General features: G+C 62.9%; 14 protein-coding genes. 7 read left to right on the forward strand and 7 right to left on the reverse strand.

Features of this window, described 5'->3' with window-relative positions:
* Positions 1-293 precede the first annotated feature (293 nt).
* The 5 genes from IEX16_RS07320 (at position 294) to slmA (ending at position 6266) form a co-directional block, all read left to right on the forward strand.
* A complete protein-coding gene (locus IEX16_RS07320) occupies positions 294-2174 on the forward strand; it encodes a polysaccharide biosynthesis protein (RefSeq protein ID WP_188707699.1) in 1881 nt (626 codons plus the stop codon).
* A gap of 63 nt (positions 2175-2237) precedes the next feature.
* Positions 2238-3152, forward strand: a complete 915-nt coding sequence (gene argB / locus IEX16_RS07325) for an acetylglutamate kinase (RefSeq protein WP_188707700.1) — start codon at positions 2238-2240, stop codon at positions 3150-3152.
* 162 nt (positions 3153-3314) lie between these two features.
* Positions 3315-4016, forward strand: coding sequence for a response regulator (locus IEX16_RS07330; protein ID WP_188707701.1), 702 nt, complete (start codon positions 3315-3317; stop codon positions 4014-4016).
* A gap of 119 nt (positions 4017-4135) precedes the next feature.
* A complete protein-coding gene (locus tag IEX16_RS07335) occupies positions 4136-5539 on the forward strand; it encodes a sensor histidine kinase (protein WP_188707866.1) in 1404 nt (467 codons plus the stop codon).
* Positions 5540-5630: 91 nt separating this feature from the next.
* Positions 5631-6266, forward strand: coding sequence for a nucleoid occlusion factor SlmA (gene slmA / locus IEX16_RS07340; protein WP_188707702.1), 636 nt, complete (start codon positions 5631-5633; stop codon positions 6264-6266).
* Between the two features lie 74 nt (positions 6267-6340).
* Here slmA and IEX16_RS07345 read toward each other — a convergent pair whose 3' ends face one another.
* From IEX16_RS07345 to IEX16_RS07375, 7 genes are all read right to left on the reverse strand, one after another.
* Positions 6341-7798 carry a mannitol dehydrogenase family protein gene (locus IEX16_RS07345; RefSeq protein WP_229676237.1) on the reverse strand — a complete coding sequence of 486 codons (1458 nt, stop codon included), beginning with the start codon at positions 7796-7798 and terminating at the stop codon, positions 6341-6343.
* 71 nt (positions 7799-7869) lie between these two features.
* Positions 7870-8934 (reverse strand): malate/lactate/ureidoglycolate dehydrogenase, encoded by a 1065-nt coding sequence (locus tag IEX16_RS07350; RefSeq protein ID WP_188707703.1) that lies wholly within the window; start codon positions 8932-8934, stop codon positions 7870-7872.
* Positions 8935-9094: 160 nt separating this feature from the next.
* Positions 9095-10621 carry a UxaA family hydrolase gene (locus IEX16_RS07355; RefSeq protein WP_188707704.1) on the reverse strand — a complete coding sequence of 509 codons (1527 nt, stop codon included), beginning with the start codon at positions 10619-10621 and terminating at the stop codon, positions 9095-9097.
* Positions 10622-10967: 346 nt separating this feature from the next.
* On the reverse strand, positions 10968-12362 hold the full coding sequence (locus IEX16_RS07360; protein ID WP_188707705.1) for a TRAP transporter large permease: 1395 nt from the start codon (positions 12360-12362) through the stop codon (positions 10968-10970).
* 12 nt (positions 12363-12374) lie between these two features.
* Complete coding sequence (locus IEX16_RS07365) at positions 12375-12947, reverse strand: TRAP transporter small permease (RefSeq protein ID WP_188707706.1); 573 nt, start codon at positions 12945-12947, stop codon at positions 12375-12377.
* Between the two features lie 112 nt (positions 12948-13059).
* Entirely contained in the window at positions 13060-14058 is a 999-nt protein-coding gene (locus IEX16_RS07370; protein WP_188707707.1) for a sialic acid TRAP transporter substrate-binding protein SiaP, read from the reverse strand.
* Between the two features lie 76 nt (positions 14059-14134).
* Positions 14135-14893: a FadR/GntR family transcriptional regulator gene (locus IEX16_RS07375; protein ID WP_188707868.1), complete on the reverse strand. Its 759-nt coding sequence runs from the start codon at positions 14891-14893 to the stop codon at positions 14135-14137.
* Between the two features lie 153 nt (positions 14894-15046).
* On the opposite strand from IEX16_RS07375, the gene IEX16_RS07380 reads away from it, so the two are divergent.
* Positions 15047-15790 (forward strand): SDR family oxidoreductase, encoded by a 744-nt coding sequence (locus IEX16_RS07380; protein ID WP_188707708.1) that lies wholly within the window; start codon positions 15047-15049, stop codon positions 15788-15790.
* Positions 15787-16533, forward strand: coding sequence for an SDR family NAD(P)-dependent oxidoreductase (locus IEX16_RS07385; RefSeq protein WP_188707709.1), 747 nt, complete (start codon positions 15787-15789; stop codon positions 16531-16533). Before IEX16_RS07380 ends, IEX16_RS07385 begins: the two co-directional genes overlap by 4 nt.
* Positions 16534-16537: the final 4 nt, after the last annotated feature.

Below are 16537 nucleotides of genomic sequence, written 5' to 3' on the forward strand. Positions count from 1 at the left end.
TAGGAACGGCTCCGGTAGCGCACCTGTGGCGTTTAGTCAGCCATCCAGCTGGTTTTCACCTTTGCTAATCCATCAGCATTTGGGGTCCCGGACCCCAGGGCTGAAGTGAAGGACCGGTCCCGGTTTGGGAACCGGATTAAATGACAATATAGCTGAGCGGTTATTTTGACGCTTGACGATGGCTTTGTGGCATTGACAGTTAAAACTGTTCTACTTTTCATCTAGCTGGCGAGCGGCAACAAGTCGGCGATGATGATTTGGTAAGTTTCAATAAAATAAGTTAGGGAAGTTAAATGCGGAGCAGAATTTTGGGGTGGCCTCGGGCGGTCAAACTGGCGGTGGTTATCGCGGTAGATATTGTGCTGGCGTTGCTTTCCACCTGGGTAGCCTTCACGCTCAGACTGGACGAACTGCATGTGCCCATCGATGCGCAATGGTGGGTGTATGGACTCGCACCGTTGCTGGCCATTCCCATATTCGTCAAGTTTGGTCTTTACCGGGCCATTTTCAGGTACACAGGGCAGGCCGCTTTGAAGGCCACGGGGCAAGCCGTCGTTGTTTTCGGGATTGCGTTCATGGCTGTCCTGTTGTGGCGGGAGTGGCCGGGTGTGCCGCGTAGCCTGGGGATGTTGCAGCCGTTGGTATTTTTGCTTATGGTAGGAGCCAGCCGGGCGGTGGCCCGATTCTGGCTGGCGGGTTTAGGCGGTGTACGGAGGCAGGCTAAAGGGCGTCTTTTGATTTACGGCGCAGGCACGGCGGGTGTGCAAACGGCCTCAGCAATGAGCATGTCGCGGCAATTTTTGCTGTTGGGCTTTGTCGATGATGACGCGGCCAAGGTGGGCCGCAGCATCAACGGCATACCTGTATTTTCCCCTCGAGAAGTTCCTGATTTGGTGGCCACCCTTGGCGTGACGGATATTCTGTTGGCTCTGCCCAGTTCTTCCCGGGAACGGCGAACCAGGATCATTGCCGCGCTGCGCTCCGTGCCGGTCCATATTCGGACCTTGCCCGGGCTGGCGGACCTGGCAACCGGCCGCGTGACCGTCCAGGATTTCAAGGAACTTGACATCGAGGATTTACTGGGTCGGGACCCGGTGCCGCCCCACACCGACTTGCTGGCGCGCAACCTGACCGGCAAAGTGGTGCTTGTCACAGGTGCCGGAGGCAGTATCGGCAGCGAGCTTTGCCGCCAGATTCTGGCAGAACGACCGCGCCATCTGCTGCTTCTGGATCACAATGAGTTTGGTCTCTACAGCATCCATCAGGAATTGCGTGGCCTCTGTGTGGCCGGGGGTTATGGCGTAGAGCTGATTCCCTTGCTCGGCAGTGTGGCCAACCCGCAGCGCCTGCAGGAAGTCTGCGAAACCTACCGGCCCGCGACGGTTTACCATGCGGCCGCCTACAAGCACGTGCCCCTGGTGGAGTCCAACCCGGCCGAGGGGATTGTCAACAACGTTTTTGGCACGCTGAATATCGCGCGGGCCGCCATGGCCAGCGGCGTCGGCCAGTTCATTTTGGTGTCGACGGACAAAGCCGTTCGTCCCACCAACGTCATGGGCGCCAGCAAGCGCATGGCCGAGCTGGTCCTCCAGGCCCTGGCTGGGCAGGGTCAGAACAAGCAGACTTGTTTTGGCATGGTTCGTTTCGGCAACGTGTTGGGCTCCAGCGGCAGCGTTGTGCCCTTGTTCCGCAGCCAGCTTGCCAGCGGCGGCCCGCTCACGGTCACCCACCCGGGCGTCACGCGGTACTTCATGACCATTCCGGAAGCGGCCCAGCTGGTGCTGCAGGCCGGGGCCATGGCGACGGGAGGGGATGTGTTCGTACTGGACATGGGCGAACCGGTCAAGATCATGGACCTGGCGCACCGTATGGTCGAGCTGTCCGGCCTGACTGTAAGGAACGAAGCCCATCCGGGCGGCGACATTGAAATCTCGATCACCGGCCTGCGTCCGGGCGAAAAGTTGTACGAAGAGCTGCTGATTGGTGACAATCCCTCGCCCACGGCGCACCCACGAATCATGAAGGCGCATGAGGACTACCTGAGCTGGCCCGAACTGGAAGTGCATCTGGGCACCCTGCGCCGCGCTTCTGAAAGCGGTGATGTGGACGCCATCAAGGCGGTACTGCGGACCTGTGTGCATGGCTATTTGCCGCAGGCCCCCGGCGATGCCTGAGGTCCTGACTGCCGGGATGCGCCACAATTTGATGATTGCCCTTTGACCTTATTTAATTCGCCAATGACCAATACCTCCTCCCCCACCGATCCCGACCTCTCCCACGTGGGCCCGCGCGACAAGGCCGAGATTTTGGCGCAGGCGCTGCCCTACATCCGCAAGTTCCACGGCAAGACTCTGGTCATCAAGTACGGCGGCAATGCCATGACCGACCCGGCGCTGCAGGCGGACTTTGCCGAGGACGTGGTGCTGCTCAAGTTGGTCGGCATGAATCCGGTGGTGGTGCATGGCGGCGGGCCGCAGATTGAGACGGCGCTGAACCGGCTCGGCAAGAAGGGCCATTTCATCCAGGGCATGCGTGTCACCGACGAGGAAACCATGGAGGTCGTTGAGTGGGTGCTGGCGGGCCAGGTGCAGCAGGACATCGTCGGCCTGATCAACCAGGCCGGCGGCAAGGCCGTGGGCCTGACCGGGCGCGACGGCGGGCTGATCCGTGCGAAGAAGCTCACGATGCTCGACAAGGACGACCCCGCGAAAGAGCATGACATCGGTTATGTCGGCGACATTGTCAGCATCGACCCCAGCGTGGTCAAGGCGCTGCAGGACGATGCTTTCATTCCTGTGATCAGCCCGATCGGCTTCGGTGAGCACAACGAGAGTTACAACATCAATGCAGACGTTGTTGCCGGCAAGCTGGCCATTGTGCTCAAGGCCGAAAAGCTGGTGCTGCTGACCAACACGCCCGGCGTGCTCAACAAGGCCGGAGAGTTGCTGACCGACCTGAGCGCGCGTGAGATCGACGAGCTGTTTGCTGATGGCACGATTTCTGGCGGCATGTTGCCCAAGATTGAGGGCGCACTGGATGCGGCCAAAAGCGGCGTGAACTCGGTGCACATCATCGACGGCCGGGTGCCGCACGCCATGCTGCTGGAAATCCTGACCGATCAGGCGTACGGCACCATGATCCGATCCCATTGAAAACGCGCCCATGAAGCTACTGCGGGTCTGCCATGCGTTGTTGCGCGGTGCTCGCAATCCTCATGTGCGTCAAGCACATTCCGGCGGCTAGCGCTCCGTACACCTAGCCTGACAGCCGCTCGCTAAGCTTTATGGACGCGTTTTTAACTTTGGTCGAGGCTTATGAGACTGCTGTTGGTTGAAGACGACGTCATGCTGGCCAGCGGCATCAAGCTGGGGCTCAGTGACGCCGGTTACGCGGTGGACTGGGTCGGCAGCGCCGAGCGGGCCGAGGAGGTGCTGCTGGCTGAGAGTTTTGATGCCGCGATCATCGACATCGGCCTGCCCCGCACAGACGGCCTGGAGCTCACGCGCCGCTTGCGCAGCCGCGGACTGGCGATGCCGGTGCTGATTCTGACTGCGCGTGACGCGCTGAAAGACCGGGTGCAGGGGCTGGATCTGGGCGCCGACGATTACATGGTCAAACCCTTTGAATTGCCCGAGTTGCTGGCGCGTCTGCGCGCGCTGCTGCGCCGGTCCCAGGCGGCGACCAGCGCGATCCTGAGTTTCGGCGACCTTGAGCTGGATTCCGCCAACCGCCAGGCCCGCGCCCATGGCCAGTTGATCGAACTGGGACCGCGCGAATGGACGGTGATGGAGTATTTACTGATTCACGCCCCCAAGCCTGCCAGCAAGGAAAAACTGCTGGCAGCACTGACCGGCTGGGACAAGGAAATTACGCCGAACGCCATCGAGGTCTATATTTCGCGCCTTCGCGGCAAGCTGGAGCCGCATGGCATCGCCTTGCGCTCCATTCGCGGGTTTGGCTACCGGCTGGAGCTGGTCAGCACGGCGCCGATCAGCGCTGCCGCTGCCGACGAATAGCAGCGCAAGAGTCTTCAAAAGACCTTCGCATGAGCCAACCTCCCGGCGCCGCGCCCGCAGACAGCGCTGCTTCCCAGCTCGTTCCGGGAGAGGGTCAGCCGCTTGCCTTGCCGGCGGCCATGCGATCCGGCCTGCAGCGTCGGCTGCTGCTGCTGCTGCTGCTGCCGCTGAGTCTGTTTGCCTTGATCAGCGTTTACTTTGACTACCAGGCAGCGGGCAACGCGGCTTTGCAGCAAGACCAGCAATTGCGGCGTTTGATCCCGCTGCTGGCGGACTCGGTGCTGGCACCGGGTGAGCCGGGAGCGGGCCCGGTGATGATGCTGGCGCCACAGATTGAAGAGTTCATCAAGGGCAACGCCGGCTTTTCGGGCTTTCGCGTGTCCGACTCCGATGGAAATTTTCTGGTTGGTGAAACCTGGATCAGCGCGGTGGTGCCCACCAGCCGTGAGCCGGAGTTTCACAGCATGGAAGAAAACGGGGTGACTTACCGCATCGCGGTGCAGCGTATCCGAACCGTCGCTGGCGAACTGATTTTGCAACTGGCCGATGGCTCCGACGCGCGCCAACAGTGGGTGCGTTCGGTGCTTTTCAAGGTGCTGCTGCCCAACTTGATGCTGGTGCTGGCCGCCGGCCTGGCCGTCAACTGGGCGGTCACCCGCGCGCTCAGGCCGCTGCTGGACCTGAAGGACGCGGTCGAGCGGCGCTCGCCGCGCGATCTCAGCGCGATTGACCCGCGCACCACACCGGCCGAGGTCCAGCCTCTGGTGGATTCGCTGAACCGGCTGTTTGCGCTGGTCAACGATCAGGCCGAAGGCCAGCGCCGCTTCGTCGCCGACGCCGCGCACCAGCTTCGCACCCCGCTGGCCGGGCTGCAGGCCCAGGTGGAGGCCTGGGCCCAGGCGGCGGGCGCACCGGCGGCGGGTGGGCAACTGACGCTGTCGGCAGAAAAAATCACCGCCCTGCGCAGCGCCACCCGGCGCACCTCGCAACTGGCCAATCAGTTACTGGCCCTGTCGCGCGTCGATGCGTCGGGCATGGCGAGCCAGCCCCGCCAGCGGGTGGACCTGAAGGACTTGTGCGAGTCGGTGCTGGCCCTGCACCTGGATGCGGCGGCCGCCAAGCGCATCGATCTGGGGCTGGAGGTGACTTTCGCCCAGGTCTCGGGTTATGAATGGCTGCTGCGTGAATTGCTGGGAAATCTGGTAGACAACGCCGTTAAATACACGCCGGCCGGCGGCACCGTCACCCTGCGCTGCGGGCAGCAGCACAGTCCGGCGGGGGGGCAAGCCCAGGTGTTTCTCGAGGTTGAAGACGATGGCCCAGGCATCCCGGCGGCTGAACGTGCCCGCGTGTTGGAGCGGTTTTACCGGGTGCAGGGAGCGGCCGGCGAAGGCAACGGCCTGGGGCTGGCGATCGCCGACGAAATTGCGCGCTTGCACGAGGCTCAGCTCTTGCTGGAGCCGGCCCTGGCTGCGCAACATAACGGCTTGCGGGTGCGGATGGTGATGAATTTGACGGTTTGACAGGGGGCGGGTCTCTGGCAGAAAGAGCGTTTAGCTGTGCGAGAATCCGGTCAGCCATTTAGCTTTTGAAACATCTCTTACAACGCCGCCTATGTCTGAGTTCGAATCTGAAGTGAGTCCTGACCTCCCCGCAGTAGCGGCGCCGCGCAAGCGGCCCAAGCCGGGCGAGCGCCGCGTGCAGATCCTGCAGGCCTTGGCGACCATGCTGGAGCAGCCCGGCGCGGAGCGCATCACGACCTCGGCGCTGGCCTCGCGGCTCGATGTCAGCGAAGCGGCCCTTTACCGCCACTTCGCCAGCAAGGCACAGATGTTCGAGGGCTTGATCGAATTCATCGAACAGACCGTGTTCACGCTGGTCAATCAGATCGCCGAACGCGAAACCGATCCGTCCGTGCGCACCCGCAAGCTGATTGTCATGTTGCTGCAGTTCGCCGAGAAAAACCCCGGCATGACCCGCGTCATGGCCGGCGACGCACTGGTGTTTGAAAACGAACGCCTGCAGGAACGCATGAACCAGTTTTTTGACAAGCTGGAAGCCAGCCTCAAGCAAAACCTTCGCGAAGGCGCGGCCTCCGACGGCGCCGCCATGCCGACGGTGCAGGCCCAAGTCCAGGCTTCCGTGATCGTGGCCTTCATGATGGGCCGGTTGCAGCGCTTTTCACGTTCCGGCTTCAAGCGCCTGCCGTCCGAACACCTGGACGCCAGCCTGGGCATGCTGCTGGGCTGACCTGCTGGCGCTGAGGCGCTATAAAAACAGGAGCAGCTGGGGACCGCCCGACATGGGCTGGAGGCCGATTTCCCTCATAAATTCCGCAAAATACCTTGCTGGCTGTCCAGTTCGGCCTGCAACTTCGCCAGCGCGCCCAGCAGCCCCAGACGGTTGATTTCGTCCAAGTTGCGGGTGACGAGCGCCAGCCAGCGCTGATCCCTCGGCAACACCTCGCCCCAGATCGCCGTCAGCGTGCCCAGCGCCTGGACGCTGGCCGCAGCATCACCGGCATGGGCCAGCGCCAGGGCTTGCAGCTCGCCACCCAGCGGATCGACGATGGCATAAGCCTGGCCCTGCTCGTCAGTGCCGCGCAGGTAACGCATCCAGGCCGCAGCCGCAAACGCCAGCCGCTCCACCGGCAGGCCGGCGCGCAGCGCGCCCAGCACCGAGGGCGGCCAGCGCTGCGGGATTTTTTGTGAGGAATCGGTGGCGATCTGGTGCACGCTGTGCTGCAGCGCCGGGTTGGCAAAACGCGCCAACAAGGCGTCGCGGTAGGCTGACCAGTCCGGGCGCGCCAGTTGCGGACCGACTTCCTGCGTCATCAGGCCGTGGATGAAGCCGCGGACTGCCGGCTTTGTGATGCATTCGCCGATCACCGGCCAGCCGGCCACCGCGCCCATGCAGGCCATGGCGGTGTGGCTGCCGTTGAGCAGGCGCAACTTGGCGTCTTCGAACGGGACCACATCGTCGACCACGGTCACGCCGGCGGCGGCCAGTACCGCACCGTCGGCGGCATCGGCGAAGCGGCGTTCGATCACCCACTCCCAAAAGGCCTCGGTCCCCAGCGCGGCCTCATCAGCCACAACCAGCGCCTCGCGCGCGGCGGCCAAGCGCTGCGGCGTGGCGGCTGGCACGATGCGGTCCACCATGCTGTTGGGGAAAGCGCAGCGGCCGGCCACCCAGTCCGCCAGCGCCGGGTTGAGGGCCTTTGCAGCGGTCATACACAGCGCCTGCAACTGGCGGCCATTGCCCACCAGGTTGTCGCAGGAGGCGATGGTCAGGCCCGGCAGGCCGGCTGTCTGGCGCGCGGCCAGGCCCTGCGCGATCAATTGGCCCAGTTCCGGCCCGTAGCCTTTTTCAGTCACAGTCAGCGTGAGCCAGCGCGTGGACGGCGCGGCGATGGCCTGCACCACCTGCGCCGGCTCCCGCGCAGCGACGGCAGTCTGCCAGATCGCGCCGCCGACTTGCCACTGGCTGCCGGCGCTGCTGGCCACCTGCACCGCATAGAGGCCGTCCTGCGCCTGCAGACTGTCAGCCAGCGCAGCGCTGCGCATGGCCACGCCCAGCACGCCCCAGCGCGCATCACCGCCCTGCAGCAGCGCATCAAAAACCAGCGCCTGGTGCGCGCGGTGGAAAGCGCCCAGGCCCAGATGCACGACGCCGGGTGCACCGCTGCGGGCATGGGTCGGGACGGTGATGCCGCGAGCGGCGAGGGCGGGCAGACAGGCGCTGCACAGCCGCGCCGCCGTATCAGCGGACTTCATGGTCATTTCGGCCTCCAGCCCATGGCGGACAAGCGCAACCAGCTATCAAGTTCATAGCGAATGTGCGGCAAATGAGCTCAGTCCGGCAGCGTGACACCGACCTTGCGGCCGGCTGCCACCATCTCCCGCCAAGTCTCGCCATCGACAGCGATGCCGCTGTCCTGGCGCTGGATACGTTTTGCGCGTTCCGGGTCGCCAGCGATGAGCACCGCGTCGGTGCCGGGCGCGGCTGGCGCGGCCTGGAGCCAGTCTGCAAAGGCCAGCGCCTCCTGCTCGAAGCTGGCCTGGGTGCCGAGCTTGGCCGGGTCGATCAGGATGGTCAGCATGCCGTTGATCACGGCGCGGATGGCGGGGTCGGCGGGCTTGTGCGCCGTGCCGCTGCCGGTCAGCGCGCCGCCCAGCAACTCGCAGGCCACGGCCATTCCGTACCCCTTATGTTCGCCAAAGGCCATCAGCGCGCCAAACAGGCCGTTGCTCTGCGGCACCACCACCACACCGGGGTTGGTGGTGGCGCGGCCGAACTCGTCGATCAGCATGCCGGCCTCGACCTGCTTGCCCTCGTTGTGGGCCACGCGCATCTTGCCCTGGGCGACACGGCTGGTGGCGAAATCAAGGATGAATGGTTCCCGCCCCTTGAGCGGGATGCCGATGCAGCAGGGGTTGGTGCCGTAACGCCCGTCGGCGCCGCCGAAAGGCGCGACCACCGGCCGCGACAACACGTTGACGAAATGCAGCGACACCAGACCCTGCGCCACCGCCATCTCGGCAAAGTGCCCGATGCGCCCGAGGTGGTGGGCGTTCGCCAAGGTCATGATGCAACTGCCGTGGGTTCTGGCGCGTTCCATGCCCAGCGCCATCGCCTGCAGGCCGACGATCTGGCCGTAGCCGCGCTGGCCGTCCAGACTCAAGAGCGAACCGGTGTCCAGCAGCACGCGCAGGCTGTTGTTGGGTGTGAGGCCGCCTTCGAGCACCGCGTCCACATAACGCGGCAACATGCCGACGCCGTGCGAGTCGTGCCCGCTCAGGTTGGCCAGCACCAGGTTGGCAGCGACCGTGGCAGCTTCATCTTTGGTGCTGCCGGCCGCTATCAAAACAGTAGCTACTTGCGCTTGAAGGACATGGGCGGGGAGGTTTTTTTGCATACGAAGAAGTGTTTTTGCCTGACAGAAGATGCCTGCTTCAATCCATGTCATCCCGGACTTTATCCGGGATCCATGCTGCACGAACTACCGGCGTCAGCTTGCGCGCATGGATTGCGGGTCAGGCCCGCAATGACAAGCGGGGAGGAGATGTGGCATCCAACTACATGACCGCGCCGACCTGCCAGGGCACAAACTCGTTCTGCCCGTAGCCGTGTATTTCGCTTTTGCTTTTACCACCCGAGGCGGTGGCTAGCACCAGCTCGAAAATGCGCTGCCCCATCTCAGCCACCGTGCTGGCGCCGTCGATGATCTCGCCGCAATTGATGTCCATGTCTTCTTCCTGCTTGCGCCACAGCGCCGAGTTGGTCGCCAGTTTGAGAGACGGTGAGGGCGCGCAACCGTAGGCCGAACCGCGCCCGGTCGTGAAGCAGATCAGGTTGGCGCCGCCGGCGACCTGGCCGGTCGCGCTGACCGGGTCGTAGCCCGGCGTGTCCATGTAGACAAAGCCGTGTGCGTCCACGGGCTCGGCATATTCGTAAACCGCCTCCAGGTTGCTGGTGCCGCCCTTGGCCACGGCACCCAGGGACTTTTCAAGAATCGTGGTCAGGCCACCGGCCTTGTTGCCGGGCGAGGGGTTGTTGTTCATCTCGCCGCCGTTGATCTCGGTGTAGTGCTCCCACCACTTGATGCGTTCGACCAGCTTTTCGCCAACCGCGCGTTTGACCGCGCGGCGCGTCAGCAAATGCTCGGCGCCGTAGACCTCGGGCGTCTCCGACAGGATGGCAGTGCCGCCGTGCGCCACCAGCAGGTCCACCGCCGCGCCCAGCGCCGGGTTCGCGCTGATGCCGGAGTAGCCATCGGAGCCGCCGCACTGCAGGCCGATGGTGATGTGGGCCGCGCTGCAGGGTTCGCGCTTCACGTCGTTGGCGCGCGGTAGCATCTCATTGATCAGGGCGATGCCTTTGTGGACGGTCTTGCGTGTACCGCCGGTGTCCTGGATGTTGAAGACGCGGAAGTTGTCGCCCTCGCGCAGCGCGCTGTGTGCCAGCCAGGCGTTGATCTGGTTGGCCTCACAGCCCAGGCCCACCACCAGCACCGCGGCAAAGTTGGCGTGGGTCGCGTATCCGGTGAGCGTGCGCTCCAGGAGTTGCATGCCCATACCCTTGTCGTCCATGCCGCAACCGGTGCCGTGGGTCAGTGCAACCACGCCATCGACATTCGGAAAGGCCGCCAGCGCCACCGGGTTGGTCTGGCGCGAAAAATGATCGGCGATCGCGCGCGCGGCAGTAGCCGAGCAGTTGACGCTGGTCAGCACACCGATGTAGTTGCGCGTGGCCACGCGGCCGTCGGGGCGTTTGATGCCCATGAACGTCGCCTCGCGTTTGGCGGGTGCCGGCTTGACGTCGGCGCCGAAAGCGTAGTCGCGTGCAAAGTCGCCCTTGTCGGGACCCATGTCCAGGTTGTGCGTATGCACGTGTTCACCCGGCGCGATCGGCTGGCTGGCGAAACCGATGATCTGGTTGTAACGCCTGACGGCATCGCCTGTGTTTATCGTGCGCGTCGCTACTTTATGGCCGGGCGGAATCAGGCCTCGGGTGGTGATGCTTTCAATCGACGTGCCGCCTATGAGTTGGGTTCTTGCGATGACAACGTCGTCGTCTTTGTGGAGTCTGATGAAGGGGGTCATGGGGTTGTTGTCACTTGTGTTGTGAGTTTCAGAATCAGGGCATGGTTCGGTGCAGTGCTGGCCTGGGAGGCCGGGGCGGATGGCTACGCGAATGTCCCCTGCGTGGCTTATGGCCACTGCTCCTCCTTGATTTCGCTTCGCTGTCCGCCCCAGCCTTCCACGCTTGCGATAGAGGTGGTTTGCGCGGCTCGAAAACATGCGCGGCTGCAAGGTCATGTCGGTGCGGCGTTCGGCGCAGCGGCATCAAGGAGGAGGCCGAAGGCCGGCGGACGGCCGTGTAGCCGAGTGCCGCGTCCGCAGCCCCACGTTCAGTTGACATGACCATGCAACCTGCAAGCACAACTTCTCAATAAAACATCTTCGGCAGCCACAGCACCAGCTTGGGGAAATAAGTGATGATGGCCAGCGAGCCCAGCAGGGGTACCAACCAGGGCAGGATGGCCATCGTGGTTCTCTCCACCGACAGCTTGGCCACCCGCGCAAGCACAAATAGCACCATGCCCATCGGTGGATGCAGCAGCCCTATCATCAGATTCAGCACCATCACCAGCCCGAAGTGCACCGGGTCGATGCCGAGCTGCTGCACGATGGGCATCAAGATAGGGACCAGGATGGTGATGGCCGCCGTGGGTTCCAGGAAACAGCCGACAAACAGCATCAAGAGGTTGGCCAACAGCAGGAAAACCCAGGGCTCCTTGGTGAAACCCAGTACCCACTCCGAAATAGCAGCCGTCACGCCGGTGGCGGTCAGCATCCAGCCGAAGATGCTGGCGGCTGCAACGATGAACAGCACCGTGGCTGTGGTTTCCACCGTGTCCAGCGACACTTTGACGAACATTTTCCAGTTAAGCGTGCGGTACCAGGCAAAACCCAGCACCATGGCCCACAGGCAGGCCGCGATGGCGCCTTCGGTAGGTGTGAAAATGCCGGTGGTCATGCCGCCTATCAGCAGCACGGGCGTCATGATGGGCAGCACGGCCTGGAACTTGAAAAATTTGTCCGCCGCGAACAGGACGATCAGGCCGGCGAACACCGTGATTTGCGCAGGAAACCCGGCCTTGACGATCAGCAGCCAGAGGATCAGCGGCCAGCCGGCGACAACCAGCGTCTCCGCCAGTGCCTTGATCACACGCGGCCATTCGAATTTGACGTCAGCACCCCAGCCGTTTTTGTGGGCGAAGTAAGCCACCGTCAGCATCATCATCAACGCCATCAGCAGGCCCGGCAAAATGCCCGCCAGGAACAACGCGCCCACGCTCACGTTGGCCATCATGCCGTAGATCACAAACGGCAGGCTGGGCGGAATGATGGGCCCCAGGGTGGCCGAGGCGGCCGTCACGCCGACAGCAAACTCCTTGCTGTAGCCGTGCTCCGTCATGGCCTTGATCTCGATGGTGCCGAGGCCCGCCGCATCGGCAATCGCCGTGCCGCTCATGCCGGCAAATACCACCGAGCCGACCACGTTGACGTGGCCCAGCCCCCCCTTCATCCAGCCCACCAGCGCCAGCGCATAGTTGTAGATGCGGTTGGTGATGCCAGCGTTATTCATCAGGTTGCCGGCCAGGATGAAAAATGGCACGGCCAGCAGCGGGAAGCTGTCAATACCGCTGACCATGCGGTGAATCACCACAAAGCTGGGCAGGTTACCAGTCGTCCAGATGTAGATCAGCGAGGAGCCGGCCATCGCGATGGCGACCGGGATGCCGCCACTCATGAGCAGCAGAAAAATGATTTTGAGCATGGTGGGTTTGTGTTATTTGTCGTCCATCGAGGACTCGGGACGTTCGAGGACGCTGTAGCCGCGCCGACGGTGAAACAGCGCGATCTGTACCGAGCGGAGGGCCATGGCGGCAAAGCCGAGCAAGCAGACGCCGTAGACCCAATTCATCGGTAAATCAACCATGGTCATGCGCGAATTGCCGCCAAGTTTGAGCATCATCATTCCGGTCAGAAGGGTGGCGGCTGCGAAGAAGCCGATGCGCAGAAAATCCACCAGCGTCGCCATCGCCCGGCCCACCGGCTTGGGCATGAACTTGTAGAAAAAGTCGACCTGGATGTGGTTGTTCTTGATCACGCCGATGGTGGCGCCAGTGAACACCACGGCGATCAGCAGGTATCGCGCGATCTCCTCGGTCCAGGCGGCCGAATCGTTTAACACGTAGCGCGTGAAAAACTGATAGAACACCGTGGCGCCCAGGATCCAGAAGAAGCCCAGTGCCACCCAGCCTTCCAGTGTGGTGCCCGAGAGGTCTATTGCTTCGTCCTGCGCGTGGAACTCGCCGTCGGCCCCCATCACGGGGGCCATGTCATCAATAGATTGAGTCATAGGAATAGTGTCATGAGGATTCGTTCAAGGACACCGCGGAACCGGCTTTGCCGGGCCGCAGGTGTCGCCCCCTGGGTGGAGGCGGTTCACGGCAGTGAGCCGCTTCGCGGGGTTATTTGATATTCACGACGCGGTCCCAGTCCTTCTTGTCCAGTTTCATGGACTCAAAAGTAATCGCCTTGAGCACGCGCTGCTGGAAGTCGGCGCGGTCCACCGTCACCACGTTGTTGCCTTTCTTTTTGAATTCCTCAACCAGTTCGCCTTCACGCTTCCTGATGTCGTTGGTGGCGTTGACGGCGGCTTCCTGCGTTACATCAGACAGGATTTTCTGCTCGGCTGGCGACAGCTTTCCCCAGAGGCTGGGGGCAATCACCGTCAGCAGGGCGTCTGCGATGTGGCCGGTCAGAATGATGTTTTTCTGCACTTCATAAAACTTTTTGGCTTCAATGGTCGGCAGCGGATTTTCCTGTGCGTCCACGGTGCCGTTCTGCAGCGCCAGGTAGACCTCCGCAAAGGCAATCGGCGTCGGGTTGGCGCCGCAGGCGCGCGGCAGCGCGGTGTAGGCCGGGGAGTCCGGCACCCGCATCTTGATGCCCTTCATCTCGTCGCAGTTCTTGAACAGCTTGTTGCTGGTGGCATGGCGCGCACCGTAGTAGGTGAGGGCCGTCACGGTGTTGCCAGTGGCTTTTTTGTAACCCTCGGTCAACTCCTTGAACACGTCACTTTTGCCGTACTTGATCACATGATCGGCGTCGCGGAAGGTGAAGGGGTAATAACTGACGGCCAGACGCGGGTAGGAGTTGGATGCAAACGAGGCGCCGGTCAGGATGATGTCCACCGTGCCCAGTTGCAGGCCCTGGTTGATGTCGCTTTCCTTGCCCAGGCTGGAGGCCGGAAACACCTGGATCTCGAACTTGCCGTTGGTGCGTTTTTTGAACTCCTCACCGGCCCACACCGACCACTTGTGGTAAGGCTCGGAAGTTTCATACACGTGGGCCCATTTCAGTTTGGTCTGCGCATTTGCAATGCCGAAAGGGGCTATAGCCCCCGCCAGTATTGCGCAAGCAGCTATTGTTTTGAGAGCAAATTGTTTTCTTGTCAGTGTTTTCATGGTGTCTCCTCTTGGGTGGTTTACTGGCTTCAAAGGGAAACGATGTACAAGCCAGCCGTACATCGCGTTTCATGGGTCACCCGGTCTTCGCCAGGCTGGCAAAAGGCTCCTTGAGCTGCCCGGCCTGACGCCAGCTCACGCTGAAACGGGTGTGCGAGTTGTCCATGTGGGCATGCATGGCCAGGCGGGCGGCCGCCGCGTCGCGGTCGCGCACCGCCTGCAAAATGGCTTCGTGCTCGCTGATGGCGGCGCACCAGGACTCCATGTTTTCAAAGTAGCCGCCCAGGCGCTCGAACAGCGGGCCGCGCCGCGAGTCCCAAAAGCGCTGCACGGTTTCAATCAGCACGACGTTGTCCGACGATTCGACAATTGCCGTGTGAAAGGCCCGGTCGCCTTCCAGGGGCAGCACGCCGCGGTTGGCGTCCTTTTTCATGACTTCCAGCGCCTTGCCCATGGCGGTGATGTGTTTGCGTTTGGCCTGCAGCGCTGCGATTGAGGCGATTTCGCCTTCAATCACCCGGCGTGCACGTATCAGCTCCAGTGGCCCCCACTCGTCGGGGGCAATCTGCGGCTGGCTGGCGGCGGCAGCGGCAGCGTGGCTGCTGCGGTCCAGCACATACACACCCGATCCGGTGCGCACCTCGACCCAACCCTCGACCTCCATCGCAATCAGGGCTTCACGCACCGAGGGCCGGCTGACCCCCAATTGCCGCGCAAGATCGCGCTCCGCCGGCAGGCGTGTGCCCACCGCAAACTCGCCCGACACGATCAGCGTGCGCAGTTGCCCCGCAATCTGACGGTACAGGCGTTGGGGCTCGACGGTTTGCAGCGGCATGGCTTTGGGGATGGGCAACTTAAGGGTTAGCCAGAATTGGACAAGTGGTAAGGCCAATTCATAATCCCATGAATTCCCCGGCGTCCATATCCGGCAAAACCCTGTGCGGGTTGTCCTGCCAATGCCGCACTGCAACAACAAGGAAAAACAGCCATGAGACTTCAAGGAAAAACCGCGCTGGTCACCGCCGCCGGGCAGGGTATCGGCAAGGCCAGCGTGCTGGCCATGGCCGCAGAAGGCGCGCAGGTCTGGGCCACCGACGTCAACGAGAAACTGCTGGCCGCTTATGACGGCCTGCCCAACATCCATGCCGTGGCGCTCAACGTGCTCGACAAGGCGGCGATCGCCAGGGTGATTGCGGACATGCCGGCAATACACGTGCTGTTCAACTGCGCCGGCTTTGTGCATGCCGGCTCCATCCTGCAGGCCACGGACGAGGAGTGGGAGTTCGCCTTCAATCTTAATGTGCGTTCGCAGTACTGGACCATCCAGGCCGCACTGCCCAAAATGTTGACCAACAACGGTGGCAAGGGCGGCGGCAGCATCATCAACATGGCCAGTGTCTGCAGCATCAAGGGGCTGCCGAATCGCTTTGTGTACGGTGCGTCCAAGGCGGCGGTGATCGGCCTGAGCAAAAGTGTGGCGGCCGACTTCGTGATGCAGGGCGTGCGCTGCAATGCCATCTGCCCCGGCACGGTCGATACCCCGTCGCTGCAAGACCGCATCAATGTTTTTGAGGACCCGGTAGAGGCGCGCAAGAACTTTGTGGCGCGCCAGCCCATGGGCCGACTGGCGCAAGCGCATGAGATTGCGCCGCTGGTGACCTTTCTGGCCAGCGACGAGTCGGCCTTTGTTACCGGCCAGTCCTACAACATCGACGGCGGCATGACCATATGAACCAGCTTGACCTGGCGAGCCGCCATGCGGTGATCACCGGCGGCGCGGCGGGCCTGGGCTTTGCGATTGCGCAGCGCCTGCTGGCCTCAGGCGCCAGCGTCACGCTGTGGGATCTGGACAGCCAAGCGCTGGCCCATGCGGCCGGTCAACTCGGCGCCGGTGTGCGCACGGTTGCGGTGGATGTCGGCGACCATGCCAGCGTGGTGCGTGCCGTGCGGCAGACGGTGGCGCAAGCGCCCGTCATCGACGCACTGGTCAACAGCGCCGGTGTCACCGGTCCGAATGTCAAGGTCTGGGATTACCCGCCGGAGGCCTGGCAGCAGGTGATGCGGGTCAACCTCAACGGCCTGTTTCACTGCTGCCGCGAGATTGTTCCGCTGATGCGCGAGCGCAACTACGGCCGTATCGTCAACATCGCTTCGGTCGCGGGCAAGGACGGCAACCCGAACGCCAGCGCCTACAGCGCCAGCAAGGCGGCAGTGATTGCGCTGACCAAGTCGCTGGGCAAGGAGCTCGCCGACACCGGCGTGCGTGTCAATTGCGTGACGCCGGCCGCGGTCAAGACCGCGATCTTCGACCAGATGAGCCCCGAACACATCGCTTTTATGCTGTCGAAAATCCCGATGGGCCGATTTGGCACGCCGGAAGAAGTCGCCGCCATGGTGGGCTGGCTCTGCACCGAAGAATGTTCGTTCTCAACCGGCGCCGTGTTCGACCTGTCGGGCGGCCGTTCTACATATTAATTCG

The sequence above is a fragment of the Polaromonas eurypsychrophila genome (genome assembly GCF_014641715.1).
GTDB lineage: Bacteria > Pseudomonadota > Gammaproteobacteria > Burkholderiales > Burkholderiaceae_C > Polaromonas > Polaromonas eurypsychrophila.

What these genes read in the sequence shown, in the direction of transcription:
- IEX16_RS07320 (WP_188707699.1), top strand. Translation starts at nt 294, where the DNA reads ATGCGGAGCAGAATTTTGGGGTGGCCTCGGGCGGTCAAACTGGCGGTG.
- argB (WP_188707700.1), top strand. Translation starts at nt 2,238, where the DNA reads ATGACCAATACCTCCTCCCCCACCGATCCCGACCTCTCCCACGTGGGC.
- IEX16_RS07330 (WP_188707701.1), top strand. Translation starts at nt 3,315, where the DNA reads ATGAGACTGCTGTTGGTTGAAGACGACGTCATGCTGGCCAGCGGCATC.
- IEX16_RS07335 (WP_188707866.1), top strand. Translation starts at nt 4,136, where the DNA reads ATGCGATCCGGCCTGCAGCGTCGGCTGCTGCTGCTGCTGCTGCTGCCG.
- slmA (WP_188707702.1), top strand. Translation starts at nt 5,631, where the DNA reads ATGTCTGAGTTCGAATCTGAAGTGAGTCCTGACCTCCCCGCAGTAGCG.
- IEX16_RS07345 (WP_229676237.1), bottom strand. Translation starts at nt 7,798, where the DNA reads ATGACCATGAAGTCCGCTGATACGGCGGCGCGGCTGTGCAGCGCCTGT.
- IEX16_RS07350 (WP_188707703.1), bottom strand. Translation starts at nt 8,934, where the DNA reads ATGCAAAAAAACCTCCCCGCCCATGTCCTTCAAGCGCAAGTAGCTACT.
- IEX16_RS07355 (WP_188707704.1), bottom strand. Translation starts at nt 10,621, where the DNA reads ATGACCCCCTTCATCAGACTCCACAAAGACGACGACGTTGTCATCGCA.
- IEX16_RS07360 (WP_188707705.1), bottom strand. Translation starts at nt 12,362, where the DNA reads ATGCTCAAAATCATTTTTCTGCTGCTCATGAGTGGCGGCATCCCGGTC.
- IEX16_RS07365 (WP_188707706.1), bottom strand. Translation starts at nt 12,947, where the DNA reads ATGACTCAATCTATTGATGACATGGCCCCCGTGATGGGGGCCGACGGC.
- IEX16_RS07370 (WP_188707707.1), bottom strand. Translation starts at nt 14,058, where the DNA reads ATGAAAACACTGACAAGAAAACAATTTGCTCTCAAAACAATAGCTGCT.
- IEX16_RS07375 (WP_188707868.1), bottom strand. Translation starts at nt 14,893, where the DNA reads ATGCCGCTGCAAACCGTCGAGCCCCAACGCCTGTACCGTCAGATTGCG.
- IEX16_RS07380 (WP_188707708.1), top strand. Translation starts at nt 15,047, where the DNA reads ATGAGACTTCAAGGAAAAACCGCGCTGGTCACCGCCGCCGGGCAGGGT.
- IEX16_RS07385 (WP_188707709.1), top strand. Translation starts at nt 15,787, where the DNA reads ATGAACCAGCTTGACCTGGCGAGCCGCCATGCGGTGATCACCGGCGGC.